The organism is Halalkalibacter urbisdiaboli (assembly GCF_002156385.1).
GTDB classification, from domain to species: Bacteria; Bacillota; Bacilli; order Bacillales; family Bacillaceae_D; genus Halalkalibacter_A; species Halalkalibacter_A urbisdiaboli.
The window spans coordinates 166,272-188,185 of the sequence record NZ_MVJM01000002.1; the positions used below are offsets into that span (position 1 = coordinate 166,272).

Below are 21,914 nucleotides of genomic sequence, written 5' to 3' on the forward strand. Positions count from 1 at the left end.
TTATACCCACCACATTTTTGCAATGGGCTCGTTCATCATAAGCGGCTTTAAGTTTTGGACCGCTTTGTTGAAGCCTTCTTCAATCGACATTAGACCGTCCTCATGCTCGATACTTACAGCCCCATCATAACCAACGAGACGAAGGGCACTTAAAATGTCGGCCCATGTTTTCAAATCATGACCATACCCTACTGTTCTAAACGTCCAGGCACGATCCTGCATGTTCGCATAAGACTGCATATCTGTTAGTCCATGCATGTTTACATTATTTTGGTCAATGTACGTATCTTTTGCATGGAAAAAGTGAATCGCTTGCTGCTTGCCAAGAATTTTGATCGCCTCTACCGGATCAATTCCTTGCCACCATAAATGACTCGGGTCTAGGTTGGCTCCAATTGCATCTGAGGTTGCTTCTCTTAACTTTAATAATGTTGCTGGCGTATGAACGAGAAAGCCACCGTGGAGCTCTAGTGCTACCTTTACGTTATGGTCTTTAGCATAGGAACCCCACTCTCTCCAATATGGAATTAGTTTTTCTTCCCACTGATATGTTAAGATCTCGGCATATTCTGTTGGCCAAGGTGCCATTGACCAGCTTGGTACCTTAGCTCCTTCATATGCCCCAGGTGTCCCCGAAAATGTCGTGACAACTGGCACTTCTAGCTTTTCTGCTAATTGCACCGTTTTTACAAACGTTTCGTGAGAGTGCTTTGCGAATTCCTCATCAGGTGTTAAGGCGTTGCCATGACAACTTAAGCTACTAATTGTTAAACCACGATCATCAACAGCTTTTTTAAATGCTTTTAATTTTGTAGTATCATTTAAAAGCTCGTCAGGATTGCAATGCGCATTACCGGGGTAGCCACCAGTACCGAGCTCAACGGTTTCGATCCCCGCCTCTTTCACGTAATCTAGCATTTCTTCAAATGGTTTTTCCGAAAATAATACAGTAAAAATACCTAGTTTCATGAACATTCACTCCTTTTAGATGGTAACGACTTTGGAATTGTACATGTACTTGTTAGCTTATAATGCTGTTGTGTTTTAGAGGACGTTAACATTCCTTGCATAATTTCAACAACATGGTATGCCATTTCCTTTGATGCACGATGCTCTTCACCATTCAAAATAGCAGCAGCCATATCGTTTAAACCAATGCCACGGCTATTTGCGGTATTTCCGTGGGTTAACGTCACCTCCTCCCAGCTTTCATTTCTAGCTTTTTTTATTTGGATAGGGCCATCGAAGGTGTTAGGGTCCGGGACTAACATCGATCCTTGCGTCCCGTAAATCTCAATTCTCGGCAACGTAGATCCGCCAAAAATGTCAAAGCTTGTGATTAATGTTCCGACAGCACCACTCTCAAAATCTAGGATTCCTGCTACGTGTGTCGGAGTGTTTACACGTATTTTGTCTCCATTTCTTACATCATTAGTAATTGTTCGTTCTGCCAGCGACATTTGGGCTGAGCTCGTTACACGTTTGACTGGTCCGATTAAATTAATTAGTGCAGTTAAATAATAAGGTCCCATATCAAAGAGAGGTCCTGCCCCTTCCTGATAAAAAAAGTCAGGATTCGGATGCCAGCCCTCTGGTCCTTGTGACATCATGAATGCCGTTGCTGCAATTGGCTTCCCAATTTCCCCAGTCTCAATTAACGTTTTACATGTTTGAATCCCACCTCCTAAAAACGTATCAGGTGCAACTCCAACTCGTAGCTTTTTCTCATTCGCCATTTCAATGACCTTTTTGGCATCCTCTAATGAAATGGACAATGGCTTTTCAAGATAAACATGTTTACCTGACTGTAGCGCTTTAAGCGAGACCTCAGCATGTGCACTAGGTATTGTTAAGTTTAAGATGATGTCAATCGATTTATCTGCATACATTTCATCCAGCTTGAGAGCGGAAATTCGATATTCCTTAGCTTTTTCTATTGCCTTTTCACGGTCTAAATCGCTACAAGCTATAACATTTAAATATTCATAATTAGGGCAATTTTTCAAATAAATATCGCTAATATTGCCACAGCCTATAATCCCAACGTTTAGCTTTTTCATATGTACCTCCCTTAAATAGTTTTATAGAATGTTAACGTTAACATTAAAGTTAAAAAAATAAAGGCTCAATGTTAACGTTAACATTTTTCGACAAAAGAAAGCAGTTTATTTAAGGTTGCTTTCTTATTTGTATAATTGAGTTCCTTACAATAAGCTCAGGGTCAAAAAGCCTATTTTCCCTTTGCTTTTGAGGATTTTCAATGATTTCAATAATTAACTTCGCCAATTCCTTCCCGATTTCATATACTGGGAGTCGAACAGTCGTTAATGAAGGTTCGGTCAATTGGTCAAGCCATACTCCGTCGTATCCACCAATTGAAATATCCTCTGGCACTTGTTTACGGAGGGAGCGAGCAGCTTGAATGGCGCCAAGGGCTAATATATCATTCATACAAAAAAGCGCCGTAATATCTGTACTCGAAAGAAGCTCCGTTGATTTTTCAAATCCATCCCTTTCTGTCGGCGTTGCATACCGGATATATTCTTGGTTAAATGGAATTCCGTTGCTTTCTAACGCTTGACGATAGCCTTCAAATCGTTCATCTGCAAATGGAGCGTTCACATCAACAGCAATCATCCCAATTTTAGTGTGGCCTTGCGAGATGATAAATTCAACGATTTTCCTTGCACCCTTCACATCGTCAACATTAATCCAATGGAATTCCGGTGAACGTCCGAAGAGGACACAGGGGACATCAATTTTTTCTTTTAATCTTTTATCCTCGCCATTCTCAAGTCCCATCGCAATCACACCATCACATTTGTATGGAAAATCCCAGTCCTTACGGAAAAGGAAGGAATAATAATGATTGCTAAGCTCTTCACTAATCCCGGCAACAAGCTTCATCATAAAGGGATCGGAGGAGTTTACAAGCCTTGGGTACCAAAGATGAACAGTTCTCGTGCGATTTGTGACTAACGCTCTTGCTGCATAATTCGGTTGAAAGTCCAGCTGCTCCATTACTTCTTGAACCTTTTTTCTTGTGGACTCCTTTACCTTCTCAGGATTATTTATTACTCTTGATACAGTAATAACCGAAACACCCGCAAGCTTTGAAACATCCTTCATCGTTGCCATGATTTATTCACTTTCCTTTTGAAAAAACAAAATGTTAACGTTAACATTTTATAATCAACTTTAAACTGTTGTCAATCCCTTTTTAAAAATTATATAACAAATTCCAAGTCCACTAAAAAAGGGTGCTTTTCCCTTTTTCAATGGACTCTTGGTTTTACCTTTTTCAGCAGATTCCAATTTCTACCTTTTTATTTGTCTTTGCACTCTCCACTGCAGCAAAAACCATGGCCATGCTTTTAATATTGTCAGAGCAATCCGTTTCTGCTAAGCGATTCTCTTCTAATGCTAAGAACATTTCGTCAAGACATCCTAGATGTCCGACCTTTCCCTTCCATGTTATCGGGAGTCCTATCTGCTGATGCTGATTCATAAATTCAGTTGGGATGGCTTCATCAATAACCTCTGCTTTTAGTTGATTAGTTCCATCCCATAAGGCTGTACCTTTACTACCAACCACCCTCCATGAGGAATCCCATGAAGTGTTAAGTCCTTCGGCACACCATGAACCATTATAATGAAAAACCGACCCGTTACTCATTTCAAAGATACATACAGCCGAAGCATTCCCTTTGTACCATGAGCCATGTGGATTAAACTCATGGCAATAAACTGATACTGGATCTGCCCCACTGAGAAAGCGTGCTTGATCAAAAGTATGGATAGCCATATCAATAATAAGTGGGTGTTCCATCTCATCACGAAATCCACCAAAATGAGGACCAAGGAAAAAATCAGCGTGAACTGCACCAACTTTTCCTATTGTATCCGCTGCTAAACATTCCCGAAAGGCTCTTATTTCTTTAGTATATCGGCGGTTTTGCATAACCGAATACGTTTTTCCTGTTTGCTTCGTGACTTGAAGAATACGCTTTGCATCAATCATTGACTCTGCCATCGGCTTTTCACCAAAAACATGACACCCTGCTTGTAATGAAGTGATAACAACCTCTTTATGACTAGCTGGAATCGTCACATCAAAGACTAGATTTGCCTCTGTCTCGGCCAGAGCGGTTGTTAAATCACTAAAAGTAGGAATATCTAACCCCTTTTTTTGAATCATTGCTTTTGCATTGTCCTCAAAAATATCAACTGCCCCAACAATTTCTGTGTTGCTTCTCTCAATAGCATAATCAAACCAAACATTCGACATGCCACCACAACCAGCAATCAGGATTTTATGTACCATTATTTAACACCTCACTCCGTCTACTTTACAATTCATACTACATGTCCCAAGGTCTATTTACCGTTAAAAATGCAGCTAATTCCTTACTATTTTGTTTTCTATCAAGTCGTACCCGAGCACGTTCTGGAGCGGTTTCGTGAAGCTTTTTTTCCTCTTCTGTTTCAGGGATAACCTTCGGAACAGGAATTGGTTTCTTATCATCATCTAAGGCAACAAACGTTAAAAATGCGGTCGCAGCAATTTTTCGCTCACCTGTCTTTAAATCCTCGGAGATTATTTTCACAAATACCTCCATAGATGAGCGACCTGTCCATGTTACATAGGATTCAAAGCAAACCGAATCTGTTGGTCGAATCGGATGTAGAAAATCAACGGAATCGGTTGATGCGGTCACAGATTCACTACGACAATGTCGGGCTGCGGAGATAGAAGCAATTTGGTCGGCATCGCTCATTAATTTTCCACCAAATAATGTATTATGGTTATTCACATCGTTTGGAAAAACACGACTTGTTCGAATGACTCGTGATTCTTTGCAAAATTTCTCTTCCAAGAAAATCTCCCCTTCTTATTCAAAATTCCTAACCCTTACTTAGTGATATAGATATTAAAGTTTATCAAACATAATAGATCTTCTTCATAAATCTAATTTCTCCTACAAAAGTGACTGTAATGGTTATACAATTTTTCAACTTCTTATTTAATTATAACCGTGTTTACTTTCTTTCTGATGCTGTTAACGATACAATGATAGAATGGAGTTTTTACATGAAGAGGTGACCGTACGTGAAAGAAACGATGAACAAAGATGAAGAGTATCTATATGCTGAGCTTGAAGAGGACGTCATTGATACGTATAAAAAAATTATTGCTTCGCGTTATTTTACGGCTAGTCATCTTGAAGAAGTAGCAGCTGAAGCAAAACAGCGTATCCATTTACATCGTTCAGTGGAAGCCCATACATTTTATCTGCTCTATATGAAAGGTGTCTATTCCCTTTCAATAAGCTGTTCGACATATGAAGAGTTTGATCGACGATTTCAACATTTCTTCACCTCTATGTCTGCTGCAATTGTGGAATCAGTAGAAGACATTAAACATGACAGTGAGTTGTACCAAGCGTTTCTAGAGCAGGTTTTGTTTCATTTTGTCTATGATATGGAAGGTCAACACGCTCCTTGGTCAAGACTACTTCAACGAATGCTTGCGACGATGCCAGTGGAGCATCTTGAACCACTTTACAGATTTTTAAATAACGCAATTACTACAAGGTATCCAGCAAGAGACGTCTCTCTATTATTTAGCTATGTGACCCTTATTGTTGGTAAAGAAAAAGAAGCACTAAGCTTATTAACAGAAAGTATTTTACCCGTAACCGAGCATGAGGTTACCATTCATTTTCAATGCTTAAAAAAGCGCGAACGTTGGGAGACAATGAAGCAGTGGTTTACTGAGCTTTTCTCTCATAAGCCAAATGGTCCATATGGTTCGCTTCAACCTTTAGCTGATGAAATGCAAGCCCACATACATCGGGACCCGGTGGAGCTCAAGCAAATATGGAATCGCTGGTTACTAGCACCGAGTTATAATCGGTTTCGTTCATTAACGCGCCACCTTGAACAACAAGAAGTCGAAAACATTGTAGATGAACTTTTACCGAAAATGCGTGAACGATTTCATCAAATTGAAACCGTTTCTACTTATATGAAATTACTTCACAGCTTCAGACGCTTTGACGAGGCGAGTCGGTATTTTTTACAGCATGAGCGCGATCCATTTCGTCTAAGACCAGAGAAAACGGATATGTTAGATTTACTTTTTAAGGAACGACCAGACTTAATTAAACCCATTTACCATCAATTTGTCGTTCGATTAGTTGAAAAGAAATCACGTGCTCATTATGAGCATGCCGTTCATTTTATCAAATTTCTAAAAAGGATTTATGAGAATAATAATGAACGTGATTTATTTCTTGCTTATGTTAAAAGGATGAAAAAAACTTATCGAACTTATCGTGCGTTTGTTGAGGAGTTGAAGACCATTGAACGCTAACATCATTGTTCATGGAGGGTGGCTTGACGATCGTTTTTTTATTTGGGGAGAAAAAGTGCCACGCTCAAGATTTGACCAAATTGTCAACTTTCAATATCCCTTTCTTTACTCACCCTTTGAATTAAAATTGGCTTTATTTCGCCATGATCCAGAAACATTTTATGGAACATTCGTTGATATTGAAAAAGCCGTCCTAGATGTGCCACTTTTAAAACGTATGTTTGAATCAACTGCAGGGGAAGTCACAGTTTATCAAGCGGAAGAACAGATGACCCATTACTCCTTTCCATTAGAAGGAATCGTTCTCTCTATCGATCAGCTCATAAGGCATTGGAACACCTTTTTAACATGGGAGAAAGAAGAGGACTTTCATCTTGCTGAGGATATGACGTATTGGCTCTCAGTTTTTAAATCAGTACAGTACGAAATTAGTGCAGGACACTTTTTACCTGAACCTACTGGGCAATGGAATGTTTCTTCCTTTCCGTTTAAAAAATGGCTTAAAGCATTACCAGAGTCTAGTATGTCACTTCGTCCAAACACATCTTACATTCAACGTGAGCAAGTAAACATTTCACTTGAAGAACGCTTTAAAAAAGCTGTTATTCAAACAAGTGATGCTGCCATTCGTCATTTGCTAACTCATGACGAAGTTACGAATCAATTTCGACTATGGGAACAATCAGTCGATTCGTCATTACGACCCGTTGTTCGCAGGCTTATTAAACCTGAAATGATTGAAACGTCCATTTCAGCCCAAGCCTTTCAACAACAGCTTGGTACTGTTACTGTTCAGCCGTTTAAATCAGGTCTTGCTTTACATGAACCGAACTCACCTGAAGACCCGTGGAAGTTAACTCTTTGTGTGATTGACCGCAAGCGCCCTTCGCATATAGTTGAGATGGTTGATCTTGAACGTGGTGAGCATCCTTGGCGAAGTAATCCTATTGCTCAATTAAAGCAGGATGTTCAACAGGCTAAACAACTAATTCACATCCTGTCTTCATTAAGCTTAGCAACACCTGAACTCAGTTTAAGTCCTGATGAAGCCTATGAACTATTTACAACACATGACCAAACGTTAAAGGATATAGGCTTTCATTTAATTATTCCTAAATGGGTTCACGAAAAAAGACGCGTCCGGATTGAATTGAATATGGAAGAACAACAGCCTCCTGCTGGCTATAGTGAGCCATTGCTTGACTGGCAAAGCTTAGCATCATTTACTTATAATATTGCAATTGGGGATGCTACGTTATCAGTAGAGGAATTTGAGAGCTATGTTGAAGGGCATCGGCCCTTTATTTATAGTAATGGACAATGGATAGCATGGGACCCTACTTTAGCGAGTCAGCTTCGTTCCTACCTTGATCAGTTGGACCAAAAAACATCATATCTTGAAGCATGGAAATTAGACCAGGAAGAAGGTCCAGAGCATATTGATATCGGGTGGGATGTTAACTGGGGAAGAGAGCTAGCCCAATCCCTAGAAGCTATATATAGTCAATCACCTCCACTCATTAACTTGCCTAAAAGGTTTCATGGTGAGCTAAGACCGTACCAGCATGAGGGCGTTTCATGGCTTGCTCATTTAAGAAGAACGGGTTTTGGTGGTTGTTTAGCAGATGATATGGGATTAGGAAAATCCATTCAAACGATTGTCTACATCCTTTATGTCCTAGAGGCTCAAAAACGGGATGGAGAACCTTCTAAGCCCTTTTTGCTTATTTGTCCAACATCCTTGCTTTATAACTGGCTTCAAGAATGTGAAACCTTTGCTCCTGACTTAAAGGTTTTCGTACATCATGGTCAAACACGAGTACAAGATATCGATGAGTTCACTCTCTCTGAATGGGATCTTGTTTTAACTTCCTATCAGCTTGCTGTCCGAGATGAGGAGTTATTTTCTAACCTAACGTGGAATGGGTTAATTTTAGATGAGGCTCAACATATTAAAAACGTCGAAACAAAACAAAGAAGAGCCATCAAAGCGATTCATGCCAAACATAGAGTGGCATTAACAGGAACACCGATAGAAAATAAATTAAAAGAGCTATGGTCGCTTATGGATGTATTAAACCCTACTTATCTTGGCTCCTTTCGACATTTTCAGGAGCAATTTATCCGCCCTATTGAAAGAGACCAGGATAATAAACGGCTTGAACAGCTACAGCAACTCATTCATCCATTCATTTTGCGAAGAAAAAAATCAGATGAATCCTTGCAGCTTGGCCTACCAGAAAAACGAGAACATGTTCACAAGGTTCATTTATCTGTTGAACAGGCAGCTTTATATCAGGCTGTTGTTGATGATGTTCTTTCTCAGCTTGAACAGGTTTCACAATTTGAACGACGCGCGTTAATCTTGAGAAGTCTGACGAAATTAAAGCAAATATGCAATCACCCTGCGCATTTCCTTAAGGATCGTGACATTGAAGGCCACCAATCAGAAAAGTGGGATGCTTTACTAGAATTAACGGACGATATTCATGCTCATAATGAAAAAGTCCTTATTTTTACTCAATATAAGGAAATGGGTTCACTTATTACAACAGAACTTGAAAAACGCTTTAACCAACCAGTTCCGTTTCTCCATGGGAGCTTAACGCGCTCGAAACGCCAGGAAGCCATTCTCACCTTCCAAGAAAACAAACAAATTCCTGTGTTTGTTTTATCATTAAAGGCTGGTGGGGTTGGGCTAAATTTAACAGCTGCCAATCATGTCATTCACTATGATCGTTGGTGGAATCCTGCGGTTGAAAATCAGGCAACAGACCGCGCCTTCCGAATTGGTCAAACACAGGATGTGACCGTGCATAAGCTTATGACAAGAGGAACCTTGGAAGAACGGATTGATCGAATGCTTACTCAAAAACAAGCACTTGCTGATCAGATTTTAGCGGCAGGAGAACAACGGGTTACTGAATTATCAAATGATGAAATTTATGAGCTTATTCGCTTAACGACGACAGTGAAAGGATGATTTTAAGTGAATAAACGATTATCTGAGCCATTTCAAACCTACTGGAATGGCAAAGCGAAAAGACCTGAAATAACAAAGAGCTCGACTACCGATAAGAATCATACTGATTCACAAGATGAACAGTGGTTAGAACTCCGTCAAGCGATTCAACACGCTGCCCAACAGCAATGGTCATTAAACAAATAATGACCAACGGGCTGTCTTAAAAGCTTAAAGCGTACATGAAGGCAGTGCCAAAAGGTTAAAAAACAACCTTTTGGCACTGCCTCTTTTATAATCGACTCAAAACATTCTTAAATACCGACTAAAAGTCACTATTCAGACCTCAGCCTATTTGGTAAAGTAAATAAATTCAAACTACATTTGAGGTGTATAGAAAATGGATGAGCTTTTTAAAGCGATTATTCTAGGCATAGTTGAAGGTCTTACAGAATTTTTACCCGTTTCATCTACTGGCCATATGATTTTAACTGCTCATTTATTAGATTTTAAAGGTGAGCGCGCAGCAACGTTTGAAATTGTCGTTCAGCTAGGTGCCGTGCTTGCCGTGCTCATTTTATATTTCAAACGATTTCTTGGCTTTCTATCTCTTAAACCCGGTATAACCGAGCGTTCAGGGATCAACCTTATCCACTTAATCGTTGCAATGTTACCTGCTATTGTCGTTGGACTTGCACTACATCGGTTTATAAAAGCTTATTTATTCGGTCCTACAACTGTACTCATTGGTTTGATACTTGGCGGTGTTTTGTTAATTGTTGCTGATAAGGTAAACAAAACGATGACCTCTGAAACGATGGACGATATTACGTATAAACAAGCATTCGGTATCGGTTTGTTTCAATGCCTCGCTCTTTGGCCCGGATTCTCTCGCTCCGGTTCAACTATGTCTGGTGGAATCTTACTTGGCGTTAGTCAAAAGGCTGCTGCGGAGTTTACCTTTATTATTTCCGTTCCGATGATGTTTGCCGCTTCTGGCTTAGATTTATATAAAAGTCGTGATTTCTTAACAAGCGCAGACCTTCCTGTTTTCCTCGTTGGTTTAGCTGTATCGTTTGTAGTTGCCATGTTCGCAATTGTTACCTTTTTACGCGTTGTTAAGAAACTTAAACTCTCTTACTTTGCTTATTATCGCTTTGCGTTAGCTGGGGTTTTCTTCTTTATCTTATATGTCTAAAGGCCTTTTTGTCTTAGACAAAATTGCTGTATCAAAAGCTTAAAGAGTGCCTAGCTTTTACGATGAGACCCCACTCATCGTAAAGGCTGTGCCAAAAGGTTAAAAAACCACCTGGCACAGCCTCTTTTTTTTCTTATTTCACTTCAACTGATTTTGTGTACGTATCTGCTGCCACTTCTTCACCATTGATTGCAGCGACTAGTAAAGAGGCGTGCAGGGTATATGGACCTGCTTCCATCTGTTCTAGATTAATCGTTTCCTCATACACCTTTGATTCACCTGGTGCGAGTGTTTCATGAACGAGTGCCATTGTAAACATATGCTCCCTAGAAAAACGATATAGCTCTTCCCCAGACTCGTTTGTTAAAACTAGCTCATATTTTTGCCCAGACATAAAATCTAGTGTTACTTCTTCATTTGTTTCATTTGTTACCGTTACTTTTATTTCAAGCTCGTGATCTATTTTTGAAGCATCGACGTTAAAAGTCAAAGGTTCCCCCCCTTTCACTGGAACAGATACATTTGTACTTTGGCCACATCCTAGTAATATAAGAAGTAAAGCGATCATAAAGAGGTAAAAATGACGTTTCATTTAATCCCTCTCCTTTCTATTCTTTTCGAAACAACCCAAAAATTCCTGCTGTTTCAACTATATTTGTAAAGGCATCTGGATCTGAGGCTTGAATCACATGCTTTAATTCATATAATTCATAGCGGGTTAATACCATCATGAGTACTTCTTTCTCGTCATCAGTATAACCGCCTTTTGCTGGTAAGCGAGTTATCCCTCGAGATAACTTCTCATGAATCGCTACTCTAAGCTTCTCCGCTTTTTTCGTCACAATCATCGCCGTTAGCTTTACGTGTCGAGTATGAATCGCATCGATAACTCTAGATGAAACGTAAAGGGTAACGAGTGTATATAGTGCCTTTTCTGGATCAAAAATAAATCCAGAAGCAATAACGATAACGCTATTAATCGCAAAAAAATAAATGCCTACTGGACGGTCACTATATCGTGATAATATCAGCACAACGATGTCAAGTCCACCAGTAGAAGCTCCCCACTTAAGGGTAATTCCAGCACCAATGGCAATGATTACCCCGCCAAATACTGCATTTAAAAGAATATCTGGAGAAAAGGACCAAATGGGAATAAGTTCAAGTGATAAAGTCGTTACAGCTACACTAACAATGCTATAAACGGTAAAGCTCTTTCCAATTTTCATCCACCCTAAAATAGCAACAGGAATATTTAACACAAAGAGCAACACACCTGTTGAAATTGGTAAAACCGTTGCTAATAATTGAGCTAATCCAGTAAAACCACTTGCAAAAACATTTGCTGGAATTAAAAAGAAATTCAGTGCAACTGCAACTAATATTGCGCCGATAATAATAATTATTGCTTTTTCTATTTCCTTTATCATGTATAATCCCTCTTTTATGATACCTGCTCCTTACCTTGTATTAAATGAGCTTCAAACCACTTGACTGAATGAAGAATCGCCTTCCGTGAAACTTTGTGATCCGCTTTCTCGTCGATTGAAAAATGAAGACGGTCAGGTGCATGCTGATAATGCTCCGTAATATCACGATAAAGTTGCTCTGAAAATGCATAAGGGACAACCTTATCTCTCTTTCCATGCCAAATAAAGAGTGGGCGCTTTTTTAGTTTGTCAAATTGCTGTGCTGGATCAAACGCCTTTAATTTTTCAAGCATCGTTTCAACCATTGATGGTTCAATCTCGATGCCTTTATTCTTAAACGACTCAAGCTGTTGCTCTGCAAAGCTTTGATAATAAGCAGTCCCCATAAATGATACAGCTGTATTAATCCACGAATACTGCATCATTGCACCGAACGTTGTTATGGCCCCCATCGATGTACCGACTACGCCAATTCGCTCCTCGTCACTCATTAAACGTTCGATAACATGCTGCTTTAATTGTTCTAATTCTTTCACAGACGTAAGGACAATATCCCAAAAAGAAAAATCGCGCTCTCTCCCTACTACGTCCCCTTCTCTTTCACCATGGTGAATAGCATCTGGTAATAGAACTCGGAAACCTTTTTCCGCTAATAAATACGCGACATGTAAGTTATGCTCCTTCGCACTTGTGTATCCATGAAGAAAGAATACAGTCGGCATCTTTCGTGAGTGAAGGAATTCTTGTTTCACTACATGTAACGTTGGAATCTCAGCAATAGTTTCATTACTAACCAAAATCATCGTATCCCCCCGAATTAAGACATATACCTAAGTATAGCATTACCTAATCATTCCTTATACTTACATAACCTTGAAAATAATCAAAGAAAGGTGCCCCAGAAGCAATGTGCGGAGTTGTTGCCATCTCTTAAAAAGCCTGCTATGAGAGGGGCACTGAAAAAGGGTGCTTTTCCCTTTTTCAGTGCCCTTTAAGTAATGTGCGGAGCCGTTGCCTGGTTTTGAAAGCCTTGCTACGAGTGGTTTTCTCGTAGCAAGGCGCGCAACGTGCGAAGCCATTACTTCTTCTTTGAGTTACAAGAAGTAGTTTTTCAGTGGCCTCGCTATGAGTGGGTTTCTCATAGCAGGCGAGCAACGTGCGAAACCATTACTTCTTCTTTGAGTTACAAGAAGTAGTTTTTCAGTGGCCTCTGGCTTTTACCTTTTTATTAGTGTCTACTCTATAGGATACAGTTTACCTTTTGGGGCACCTCTTTAATTATTGGTGTTCTTTATTGAAATATTGGACTGTGTAAAGAGCACCTTCATTCACCATTTCATTATCTTCCATCTCGTTCGGGTGGGGATGTCCAAGTTTCAGACGCTTGTCCTCTGCAACATCGGATGCTGTTCGATTGGTTAGGTTCGCATAAAACTCTCGTACCTTACGCCCTACTTTTGCTCTAGTTTCCTCGTTTCTTAAAAGGACTGTCCCAGTTCCAACCGCAATCATTGTTGTCGTTAAAAGTATTTTCTTTTTCACCAGAATCTCCACCTTTCTTATTCTGTTACCATCCCTATTCCCGTTCTCTTTAGCTTTAAACCTTACCTTCATATATTTAAGAGAATTGGACATAATAAGGTTGACAACGAATAGAAAGAGGTGCCCTCATGTCTAGAACTGGAGATTCCAATAAAAAAAAGAAAGACAATAATGCTAAAAACCAAATGAAAAACATCCAAGCTCATGAGAATGCAGAGCATGGAAAGCATACGTACTCTAAAGAAGTCGACCACAAATAGGCTCATAAATGAGCACAAAGAAGGAAGAGAACTAAAGGTCCTCTTCCTCTTTTTCCTTTTGCTCACCAAAACCATAAAGATGGTGATCCCAAATACCAATTCGTTCAATCTTTTGATTCTCAGCAATAAACCAAATCGACCCAAACTCTACATCATAAACAACAATTTGTTTTCCATCTTCCTGAAAACGAGTGTTCTGACTCCCGTATGCCCTTATCGCGTCTGTAAGCCTGTCTCCCACTTTTATCCCTTTTGACGTCTCTAATTGATTAGTTGCTATTAATAAATAGGTGACTTCATTCTCAATAATTTCAATTTGAATATCAGGTACTTCACCAGTTCTAGTATATCCATAACGATCCTTATACGAAAATGAGTTCATTTCACCATAAAAACCAATATAATCAGCTTTTTTTCCAAAACCAGTATTCCAATGGATCCCTGACAATTCCTCGTTAACTTCTTCTTTCGTCATACCAATTGTTAAGTTTTCAACAACCATGAGCTGTGGAGTATTCACATGAACAATTGCTTCTTGCTCATAGAAATAAGCATCAAATCCTAATAACTCCACATCTGAAAGCTTGATCATATCCCGATTATTAATTTTTACTATCTCTAATTCACAAAGCTCTTCAATTTCCTCTTCTTCCTCAAGCTCACCCTTTAAAAGGCGCGTAATATATGCCGAATCGATATTCCACTCCTCGTTAATTTCCACCGCTTTTAACAAAATAGGTCGAACAGGGAGCCAAATCTCGTCTTCAAAAAATTCAATATCACCTTGATAACGTTGTTCCTGGCCATCAAGGTAGAACCATATTTTTTCTGCAGCCTCTATTTCATTTGAGAACATTAATAGAGTTGACACTGATAATAAACATCCTAGTATCCAAGCTTTCACTGTTCGTCTCAACTCCATCTCCTTTTATTCTTCCAATAGTTTACTAGATTTAGTACAATTTTTCTAATGAATTTTTTGTAGAAAAATCAGATAAATCAAGTAACCATGTCAACTTCTGATTGCATTCATATGAAAAAAGTATCATACTAGGTTTATAAGAACACAAGATTATCAAAAAAAGGGGAATAATGATGCTGTTTTCGAAAAAAAAACCTTCACAAAATCAGACCTTTGAACCAACTATGACTATATCGACAGAACCGAAATTATCTTTTTTCAATAAAGAACTTGAGTCTCGGGTTCAATTTATAGGTTTTACAAAAAAACACATTGAACTTTTGCAAGAGTTACATCCTTTTTTTCAAACGATAAGCGATAACCTTGTTGAAGCTGCAGTTCAACACGTATATCAGGAACCTACCTTGAAAAAAGTGGCTGATGCTTACTCTACACGCGATCGGCTTAAAGAAGTATTTCAAGAATACTTAGATTCCACTTTTTCAGGAAAAATTGACGATGAATATATTCAACAACGTACTAAAATTGGACATGCGTCTCGTGATGCAGAACTGTCGCTTACTTGGTTTCTAGCTACATACCAAGTATTCCTTCAGCTGCTTGTTCCTCAACTAGTTAAACAATTTCACCATGATCCAACGAAATTATCAGATATGATTGTTGCAGCTACAAATACATTAAGTTTGGATTCTCAACTCATTGCTGAGTCTTTTATGCTAACAGGTCGAAACGCATCTTCAATTGATGAGGCCACCGCTTCATTACAACAAGAACTTACAGCAATAAGCGAGGAGCTTGCTGCAACGATTGAACAGACTGAAGCATCAACTACTGAAACAGCATCAAAAGCACAGCATGTAGGGAAGGAAACTGAAGAAACTGTGAAAACAAGTGAGCATCTCCGCACATTAACGGGGGAAAATGTTTCACATGTGAGCTCCATGAGTGATACATTCCAACATCTTGAAGAACAACTAGTTGATTCCATCTCAAAAACTGAACAACTAAAAACAATTGCTGAAAAAATAAATCAAATGACAAACGAAATCGAAAAAGTATCTGACCAAACAAACTTGTTGGCGCTCAACGCCTCTATTGAAGCAGCACGTGCTGGCGAGCATGGGAAAGGGTTCTCTGTTGTAGCATCAGAGGTTCGAAAACTTGCTGAGCAATCAAAGGAAATGAGTACAACGATTATCTCTCTCGTTCAGCAAAGTAATCAAACGATTGAAACTTTAGTAGCAGCAATGAATGAAGTTAATGAATCACGAGATAAATCTAGTAAGAGTCTAGAGCAAATGAGAAATGGACTCCAAACGGTTGAAACGGAAATGGCCCAATATATAGAAAGACTTCGTGGAAACAAACTGGATATGGATAACATCGTAGCCGCTGTTCAAGAAATTCAAAAAGCAACAGGTGGACTAACCGCTATGTCAGTTACTTTATTAGAAAAAGCAGAGGGATTAACTAGAGAATAAAAACATAAATATCATTCATTGTTTAACTTGAAAAAAAGGGGCTGTGCCAAAAAGGTTAAAAAAACAACCTTTTGGCACAGCCTCCTATTAATTTCGTACAATTTCCCATTGCTGATTAGCACCACCGTTTTTTGTCCATTGTACGACATTTCCTCCATCTGACATTGATTTCCCTTCGACATCAAGGGCTTTCCCACTGTTACGATTCACAATCGAAAAATATCCATCACTGTTAAGCTTCAATTCCCATTGTTGCATCGTACCACCATGATGTCCCCACTGAACGACATTGGCTCCATCTGAGGTTGCTCCGTTATAAACATCTAATGCTTTTCCACTGTTTCTGTTTATTAATCCAAAAAAACCGTTATCGTCCTCATTTAGCAACCATTGCTGGCAGCTACAATTTGTATTTGCCCACTGATTAACATTGGCTCCATCTTCTGTACTTGCATTTCCAACTTCTAAAAGCTTTCCACTATTTCGGTTTTTAAGGTGATAGCTCCCATTCCCTGAAAAGAAATTACTGTTTCCTTGATTAGTATTGTTGCTACCTCCTTCAATACTTACTAACGTTCCTGAAGTGTCTATAATATTGTTTCTTATTGAATTGTACGTTGAAGAACCAGTTACACGTATTCCGATATTACGAAAACTAGAATGTGTTTGTAAGTAGTTATAATGGATGTCATTGCGACTTCCCGGTGCTAGACGAATAACCGCTTCAGGGTTTAATGATGAGTCTATTTGCTGAATTAGATTACCAGAAAACGTATTATTGTCTGCCTGAATGAGAATTCCATGTATTCTTGAATCAAGAACTGTATTATCTATAATCGTATTGTTAGTAGCCCCAGTCAAAACAAAGATTCCTCTAGGATATTTCTCAATGACATTATCGCTAACTACGTTGTGCTCCCCACCATTTGGGATTCTGATTCCTCCATATGAATCCTGTTGCTGCTGTTGATTAATAATACGGTTGTTTGTAACAGTAGTGTACGTCGCTCGTGATAGATTAATTCCACTTCCACCTGTTGAATTCGTTATCTCATTATTTGTAATCACGTTATTTCTGACATCACCGACAGCATGATTTTCACTACCAAAAGCAATCCCGTGACCACTTGTTAAGTCAAACCGACTATTACGAATCTCCGAGTCCTTTAACCTTCTTAGTAGCGCACCAATTGTTGCATCACGTACCTCAACTCTATCTAACGTTAAATTACGAACATCTGCATCTATATTAATCCCACCAACTTGGCCAAGACCTTGTCTAGCACGATTAGTACGGTCCGCATCGAACGTCAAATCGGAAATCGTTACGTTTAAGTTATTCGAATGATTAGGTAGAATCGGATTACCAACAACATAATTCGGACTACTACCAATTTTTTTCAAGACTGTTTTTCCCATTCCATCTCCAATGACATTTACACCCGCATGAAAACGAATCGCCTCATCAAAATAATACGTTCCTGCCGGTATATAAACTGTTCCCTCCACTCCCCTATTATAGAAATAGCGCATTGCATCATGAAGAGCTTCCGTTTGCGAGCTATTCTCATTTGCTGTCACACCAAAATCTCTAGCATCAACAACCTCAGACGCTTGAACTGACTGTAGACCAGCTCCTAATCCTATACTTATCGTTAAAAATAGAATGAACCAAAACCACCCATTACGTTGTGCTACTCCTTTTTTATTCATTTGTTTCCCTCCTCATTTTTTATCAAAATCTAAACCTCTGTCCCCCCTTTACCATAATATGAAAGCGTTTACTAACTTCCCAAAAAAAAAGGAAACACGTTAAATATGTGTCTCCCTCAGAAGATTACTCACTTTTCTAAATATTATTATAAATGGGAATCTTTAACAAATAAATATAACAAAACAATTTTTTCTTATAAAAAGCAACAAATTACTAATTTCCCCAAATAAAAAAAGCCCCGTTTCTTTTTGAAACAGGACTTTTTCCTATTTAGTCTTTTCCTTTATACAGCTCCCCAGTATCTTTAACAACCCATTCTAAGCCAGATGAACGTTCACCGTCCCAATTAAGCATTCCACCTGCATAATTTTTGACATCTGTAAAACCGTGCTCATTTAAATATAGTGCAACATTTTGACTTCTTGCTCCACTTCTACAAACAAAAACATAAGACTTTCCTTTATCAAGTTTTTCCATATGATGTGGAATCGAGTTCATTGGGATTAGTGGAACACCTGGAATATGTGCTTCATCATACTCTTCAAGCTCTCTAACATCCACAATAATGGTATCAGAATTTAATAATTCCTTTAATTCATCAACTTCTACTTGGACAATTCCATCTTGTTCGAATGCCATCCTGTCACCTCATTACACCGTTTATCCTTTAATATTTTCACATTTAAGAGGGTAAAGTCAAATTATAGTGGATGTTTTAACCTCCAAAGTCGATAACTATGTAAGACAATGACTTTACCAACAGCGTACGTTGGAACAGCGAGTAATAACCCAAGTAATCCTGCAAAACGCCCAGCTACGAGTAAAAGTAAAATAATCGTTAATGGATGGATATCCAGCTTCCTCCCCATGACTTGAGGTGAGATTAAATTACTTTCTATTTGCTGAACGACAACGACAACAATGATAACGAATAACGCCATTATTGGTGAATCTAGAAAGCCTACAATCACGCCTGGAAACGTACCAATCCATGGACCAACAAAAGGGATTACATTTGTAAACATCGCAACTAGCGCTAATACAAGAGGGTAATCAATCCCAATGATTAAATACCCAATATATACTAGGACACCAACACAAACACTAACAATAATTTGCCCTTGTATGTACGAGCTAAGCGCACGATCCATATCAGCTAATACATGACGACCTTCATGCTGCTGCTTTTCTGGTAAAAGCTTGAGAACTTGTTTCGGTGCTTTTTCCCCTTCTTTCAACATGTAAAATAACACAAAGGGGATAATCACTAAAATAATGATAACATTGGCGATAAACCCGATAAAATACGCAACATTTGAGCCTATTGCTGAAAAAATCTCATTTAAATAATTTGCAAAGCGTGCTGTAATTTCTTCTAAAGAAAAGTTTTCACTTTCTTGGAATCGTGAGACGTACTCATTTTCTTGGAGATGGATAAACATGTCACGAATTTCATTAATAAAAACAGGCATATTTCGAGCCAAGCTATTAAATTGCTGTTGAAGTTCTGGACCTATAATAAAAACCAGAGCAGTGAAAAACGCAACTACACTTAGATACAAAATTAAAATCGCTATCCCTCTAGGTATTTTTTTTGCTAAGAGGTTGACAAACGGCCGAAATAAATAATATAAAACGCCTGCCAAAATAATCGGGGCAAACAAGGTTTGAACAAATACAACGATTGGTCTGAATATCCAATCAATAAGTGTTCCTAAGTAAATCACTAGGAAAATAATAATCAAACCATACCCGAAATTAAACAACTTATTTTGTGGCATATATGATATTCCCTTCCTTACTACTTTTTCTTAATTATACCATTAATTTGAGTTAGATGGGTTAACCTTGACACCTTCTTTATAATAGAGTTATTATAGCTCGTTATATATTTAAACGTTTTAAACCTAGTTCAAAAGATAGAGTCTAAATTTATGATTGAAATTCATTTTTTATGATGTAAAATTTAGCTGAAAGGGCTTATCCTAAGACAAGCTTTTCTTGGCTAAATCTATAAATCTTTTAAGGGGGAGCGGCATGAAAAAAATAGTGAATTTGACAATACTAACTCTGTTTTTCATCGTCCTTACTGCTTGTGGTCAGAGCGATGCACCTATTTCATCAAACGAATCTTCGGACGGAGTGAAAACGGAAGAAAATAAAGAGTTAACAGGCTCAGATTTAGAAGATGACTCAGAAACAGCTGGTACTTCTACTGAAAGTCCAACTGAGAGTGACTCAAGTGATGAGCCAACGCCTACTGTCGCAGAACCGACGAAAACACCCGTTGAGTTATTTTTTGCTGATGCGGATGTTATGAATATTTACCGAGTAGAACGGCAAATCGAAGCAACTGATGAAGAGCTATTTGAAAAAACACTTCAAGCCTGGGTTAAGGGACCAGAACAAGATGATTTAGTTTCTCTTATTCCTGATAATGTTCTTGTTCAATCAGTTGAAGAAATTGAAGGTGTGGCACATGTTTCCTTTTCATCTGAGTTACTTGATGCACAGGTTGGTTCGGGTGTAGAAGAAATGTTGTTACAGCAAATTGCCATGACGATGAAGCAATTTGGTTTTGATGAAACACAAATTTTAGTTGATGGTGAAGTGGTACCAGAGTTATTTGGTCATTTCGATACTAGCGTACCAATCGAAGCTGATAATCCTGAAAACTATGAAAAAGTTAAATAATTTGGTACACTCCTAAGGCAGGAATGAGAAAACGACTCTTCCTGCTTTTTTGCATGGATCCTCATACTTTAAAAGCTAGGTAATGTGAATTGACATCTTTAGAAGATTATCTATCACTTAAACTTTCGTAATACTTTGACATCATTACATAAATTTGCTTAAATTAGGATATAGTTAGTCGAATTTACTAACTTATAAAGATAAAAAGGGGGAATCGTTATGAAAAAGAAGTTTACTTTCTTATCAGCTGCTTTCTTATCACTTTCTTTAGTCCTTGGGGCATGCGGTACTGATGAAGAAGCACCAACTGAAGAGCCAGTAGGTGAAGGGACAGAGCCTGATACTGAAGAAACGGAAGGATCAGATGCTGCCGCTCCAACAGGTGACTTCCTTACAGACCTACAATTAGGAACAGGAAGTACTGGAGGTACCTACTATCCACTTGGTCAGGAAATGGCAAACATTATGAATGACCATGTTGAATATGAAGGATTTAATGTAAGTGCAGTTGCATCTGGTGCTTCTGTTGAAAATCTAGGCGGTATTTTCCAAGGGGAAATGCAACTAGGTATGAGTGTTAACGTAACTGCTGTGGAAGCTCTTACAGGCGCTGGTGATTTTGAAGGCGTTGAAATTGATAACTTTGGTTTTATGGGACATATTTATCCTGAAGTGATGCAGGTTATCACGACCGAGGATACTGGCGTCACTTCTATTGAAGATTTACGTGGTAAACGTGTTGCGATTGGACCAAGTGGCAGTGGTACACAAGCAGCAGCTAAACTAATCTTAGCAGCACACGGTCTAGAAGATGGCGATTATGAAGCGTTTGAAGAAGGATTTGGCGATGCTTCATCTCGTTTACAAGACGGTCAATTAGATGCCTCTTTCGGTCTTCTCGGTTTACCAGCAAGTAGTGTTGAAGAACTCGCTTTCCAACGAGAGGTAGTCATTCTTCCAATCGAAGGAGAAGCACTCGACTATATTGTTGAAAACAGCGACTACGGACATTTAGAAATTCCAGCTGATTCGTACGAGTTTTTAGATGGTCCTGTTGATACGATTACAGCCTATGCCATTCTTGTTGGCTCAACAACACAAATTAGTGAAGATCTTGGCTACGATATCGTAAAAGCACTATATGAAAATGCTGATAAAATTTCTCACCCACAAGGTTCATACTTAACACTTGAAAACGTGATGAACGGGTCTGAGGGTCTTCCACTTCACCCTGGTGCACAAAAGTATTTTGAGGAACAAGGAATACTTGAATAGTAATTGAACAAAGGACTGGGCATGCGTGTCCAGTCCTTTTTTAAATAATTCTTTTTTTGT

At 38.7% G+C, this 21,914-nt stretch carries 21 protein-coding genes; 8 read left to right on the forward strand and 13 right to left on the reverse strand.

Annotated features, from left to right (window positions below):
• From B1R93_RS08715 to B1R93_RS08735, 5 genes are all read right to left on the reverse strand, one after another.
• Positions 1-969: a sugar phosphate isomerase/epimerase family protein gene (locus B1R93_RS08715; protein ID WP_088103596.1), complete on the reverse strand. Its 969-nt coding sequence runs from the start codon at positions 967-969 to the stop codon at positions 1-3.
• Entirely contained in the window at positions 966-2,060 is a 1,095-nt protein-coding gene (locus tag B1R93_RS08720) for a Gfo/Idh/MocA family protein (protein WP_088103597.1), read from the reverse strand. The genes B1R93_RS08715 and B1R93_RS08720 overlap by 4 nt, the downstream gene beginning before the upstream one ends.
• 109 nt (positions 2,061-2,169) lie before the next feature.
• Positions 2,170-3,138: a LacI family DNA-binding transcriptional regulator gene (locus B1R93_RS08725; RefSeq protein ID WP_088103598.1), complete on the reverse strand. Its 969-nt coding sequence runs from the start codon at positions 3,136-3,138 to the stop codon at positions 2,170-2,172.
• A gap of 163 nt (positions 3,139-3,301) precedes the next feature.
• Positions 3,302-4,324 carry a Gfo/Idh/MocA family protein gene (locus B1R93_RS08730; protein ID WP_207634141.1) on the reverse strand — a complete coding sequence of 341 codons (1,023 nt, stop codon included), beginning with the start codon at positions 4,322-4,324 and terminating at the stop codon, positions 3,302-3,304.
• A 37-nt stretch (positions 4,325-4,361) separates the two neighbouring features.
• Positions 4,362-4,877, reverse strand: a complete 516-nt coding sequence (locus B1R93_RS08735) for an acyl-CoA thioesterase (RefSeq protein WP_165763777.1) — start codon at positions 4,875-4,877, stop codon at positions 4,362-4,364.
• A 233-nt stretch (positions 4,878-5,110) separates the two neighbouring features.
• On the opposite strand from B1R93_RS08735, the gene B1R93_RS08740 reads away from it, so the two are divergent.
• The 4 genes from B1R93_RS08740 (at position 5,111) to bacA (ending at position 10,536) form a co-directional block, all read left to right on the forward strand.
• A complete protein-coding gene (locus tag B1R93_RS08740; RefSeq protein ID WP_088103601.1) occupies positions 5,111-6,376 on the forward strand; it encodes a hypothetical protein in 1,266 nt (421 codons plus the stop codon).
• Entirely contained in the window at positions 6,366-9,359 is a 2,994-nt protein-coding gene (locus B1R93_RS08745) for a DEAD/DEAH box helicase (RefSeq protein ID WP_088103602.1), read from the forward strand. Before B1R93_RS08740 ends, B1R93_RS08745 begins: the two co-directional genes overlap by 11 nt.
• Positions 9,360-9,365: 6 nt before the next feature.
• Positions 9,366-9,545, forward strand: coding sequence for a hypothetical protein (locus tag B1R93_RS08750; RefSeq protein WP_088103603.1), 180 nt, complete (start codon positions 9,366-9,368; stop codon positions 9,543-9,545).
• A 193-nt stretch (positions 9,546-9,738) separates the two neighbouring features.
• Complete coding sequence (bacA, locus tag B1R93_RS08755) at positions 9,739-10,536, forward strand: undecaprenyl-diphosphate phosphatase (RefSeq protein ID WP_088103604.1); 798 nt, start codon at positions 9,739-9,741, stop codon at positions 10,534-10,536.
• 133 nt (positions 10,537-10,669) lie between these two features.
• Here the strand turns inward: bacA and B1R93_RS08760 are convergent, their stop codons facing one another.
• From B1R93_RS08760 to B1R93_RS08775, 4 genes are all read right to left on the reverse strand, one after another.
• Complete coding sequence (locus tag B1R93_RS08760) at positions 10,670-11,128, reverse strand: BsuPI-related putative proteinase inhibitor (protein WP_088103605.1); 459 nt, start codon at positions 11,126-11,128, stop codon at positions 10,670-10,672.
• A gap of 16 nt (positions 11,129-11,144) precedes the next feature.
• Positions 11,145-11,966: a YitT family protein gene (locus B1R93_RS08765; RefSeq protein WP_088103606.1), complete on the reverse strand. Its 822-nt coding sequence runs from the start codon at positions 11,964-11,966 to the stop codon at positions 11,145-11,147.
• A gap of 14 nt (positions 11,967-11,980) precedes the next feature.
• Positions 11,981-12,769 carry a serine aminopeptidase domain-containing protein gene (locus tag B1R93_RS08770; RefSeq protein WP_088103607.1) on the reverse strand — a complete coding sequence of 263 codons (789 nt, stop codon included), beginning with the start codon at positions 12,767-12,769 and terminating at the stop codon, positions 11,981-11,983.
• A 475-nt stretch (positions 12,770-13,244) separates the two neighbouring features.
• Positions 13,245-13,508, reverse strand: a complete 264-nt coding sequence (locus B1R93_RS08775; RefSeq protein ID WP_088103608.1) for a hypothetical protein — start codon at positions 13,506-13,508, stop codon at positions 13,245-13,247.
• 128 nt (positions 13,509-13,636) lie between these two features.
• Here B1R93_RS08775 and B1R93_RS08780 point away from each other — a divergent pair, with 128 nt between their 5' ends.
• On the forward strand, positions 13,637-13,768 hold the full coding sequence (locus B1R93_RS08780; protein WP_088103609.1) for a DUF3941 domain-containing protein: 132 nt from the start codon (positions 13,637-13,639) through the stop codon (positions 13,766-13,768).
• 31 nt (positions 13,769-13,799) lie between these two features.
• Here the strand turns inward: B1R93_RS08780 and B1R93_RS08785 are convergent, their stop codons facing one another.
• Positions 13,800-14,684, reverse strand: coding sequence for a hypothetical protein (locus B1R93_RS08785; RefSeq protein ID WP_088103610.1), 885 nt, complete (start codon positions 14,682-14,684; stop codon positions 13,800-13,802).
• 179 nt (positions 14,685-14,863) lie between these two features.
• On the opposite strand from B1R93_RS08785, the gene B1R93_RS08790 reads away from it, so the two are divergent.
• On the forward strand, positions 14,864-16,171 hold the full coding sequence (locus B1R93_RS08790) for a globin-coupled sensor protein (protein ID WP_165763778.1): 1,308 nt from the start codon (positions 14,864-14,866) through the stop codon (positions 16,169-16,171).
• Between the two features lie 87 nt (positions 16,172-16,258).
• Here B1R93_RS08790 and B1R93_RS08795 read toward each other — a convergent pair whose 3' ends face one another.
• The 3 genes from B1R93_RS08795 to B1R93_RS08805 all read right to left on the reverse strand — a co-directional run bounded on the left by B1R93_RS08795 (position 16,259) and on the right by B1R93_RS08805 (position 19,666).
• Positions 16,259-17,884, reverse strand: a complete 1,626-nt coding sequence (locus B1R93_RS08795; protein WP_088103612.1) for an RICIN domain-containing protein — start codon at positions 17,882-17,884, stop codon at positions 16,259-16,261.
• Between the two features lie 271 nt (positions 17,885-18,155).
• Complete coding sequence (locus B1R93_RS08800) at positions 18,156-18,524, reverse strand: rhodanese-like domain-containing protein (RefSeq protein WP_088103613.1); 369 nt, start codon at positions 18,522-18,524, stop codon at positions 18,156-18,158.
• A gap of 62 nt (positions 18,525-18,586) precedes the next feature.
• Positions 18,587-19,666: an AI-2E family transporter gene (locus B1R93_RS08805; protein ID WP_088103614.1), complete on the reverse strand. Its 1,080-nt coding sequence runs from the start codon at positions 19,664-19,666 to the stop codon at positions 18,587-18,589.
• Positions 19,667-19,922: 256 nt separating this feature from the next.
• Here B1R93_RS08805 and B1R93_RS08810 point away from each other — a divergent pair, with 256 nt between their 5' ends.
• Positions 19,923-20,579, forward strand: a complete 657-nt coding sequence (locus B1R93_RS08810; protein WP_088103615.1) for a GerMN domain-containing protein — start codon at positions 19,923-19,925, stop codon at positions 20,577-20,579.
• Between the two features lie 219 nt (positions 20,580-20,798).
• Positions 20,799-21,854, forward strand: coding sequence for a TAXI family TRAP transporter solute-binding subunit (locus tag B1R93_RS08815; protein WP_088103616.1), 1,056 nt, complete (start codon positions 20,799-20,801; stop codon positions 21,852-21,854).
• The last annotated feature ends 60 nt before the right edge of the window (positions 21,855-21,914 follow it).

What these genes read in the sequence shown, in the direction of transcription:
- B1R93_RS08715 (WP_088103596.1), bottom strand. Translation starts at nt 969, where the DNA reads ATGAAACTAGGTATTTTTACTGTATTATTTTCGGAAAAACCATTTGAA.
- B1R93_RS08720 (WP_088103597.1), bottom strand. Translation starts at nt 2,060, where the DNA reads ATGAAAAAGCTAAACGTTGGGATTATAGGCTGTGGCAATATTAGCGAT.
- B1R93_RS08725 (WP_088103598.1), bottom strand. Translation starts at nt 3,138, where the DNA reads ATGGCAACGATGAAGGATGTTTCAAAGCTTGCGGGTGTTTCGGTTATT.
- B1R93_RS08730 (WP_207634141.1), bottom strand. Translation starts at nt 4,324, where the DNA reads ATGGTACATAAAATCCTGATTGCTGGTTGTGGTGGCATGTCGAATGTT.
- bacA (WP_088103604.1), top strand. Translation starts at nt 9,739, where the DNA reads ATGGATGAGCTTTTTAAAGCGATTATTCTAGGCATAGTTGAAGGTCTT.
- B1R93_RS08760 (WP_088103605.1), bottom strand. Translation starts at nt 11,128, where the DNA reads ATGAAACGTCATTTTTACCTCTTTATGATCGCTTTACTTCTTATATTA.
- B1R93_RS08765 (WP_088103606.1), bottom strand. Translation starts at nt 11,966, where the DNA reads ATGATAAAGGAAATAGAAAAAGCAATAATTATTATTATCGGCGCAATA.
- B1R93_RS08770 (WP_088103607.1), bottom strand. Translation starts at nt 12,769, where the DNA reads ATGATTTTGGTTAGTAATGAAACTATTGCTGAGATTCCAACGTTACAT.
- B1R93_RS08780 (WP_088103609.1), top strand. Translation starts at nt 13,637, where the DNA reads ATGTCTAGAACTGGAGATTCCAATAAAAAAAAGAAAGACAATAATGCT.
- B1R93_RS08790 (WP_165763778.1), top strand. Translation starts at nt 14,864, where the DNA reads ATGCTGTTTTCGAAAAAAAAACCTTCACAAAATCAGACCTTTGAACCA.
- B1R93_RS08795 (WP_088103612.1), bottom strand. Translation starts at nt 17,884, where the DNA reads ATGAATAAAAAAGGAGTAGCACAACGTAATGGGTGGTTTTGGTTCATT.
- B1R93_RS08800 (WP_088103613.1), bottom strand. Translation starts at nt 18,524, where the DNA reads ATGGCATTCGAACAAGATGGAATTGTCCAAGTAGAAGTTGATGAATTA.
- B1R93_RS08805 (WP_088103614.1), bottom strand. Translation starts at nt 19,666, where the DNA reads ATGCCACAAAATAAGTTGTTTAATTTCGGGTATGGTTTGATTATTATT.
- B1R93_RS08810 (WP_088103615.1), top strand. Translation starts at nt 19,923, where the DNA reads ATGAAAAAAATAGTGAATTTGACAATACTAACTCTGTTTTTCATCGTC.
- B1R93_RS08815 (WP_088103616.1), top strand. Translation starts at nt 20,799, where the DNA reads ATGAAAAAGAAGTTTACTTTCTTATCAGCTGCTTTCTTATCACTTTCT.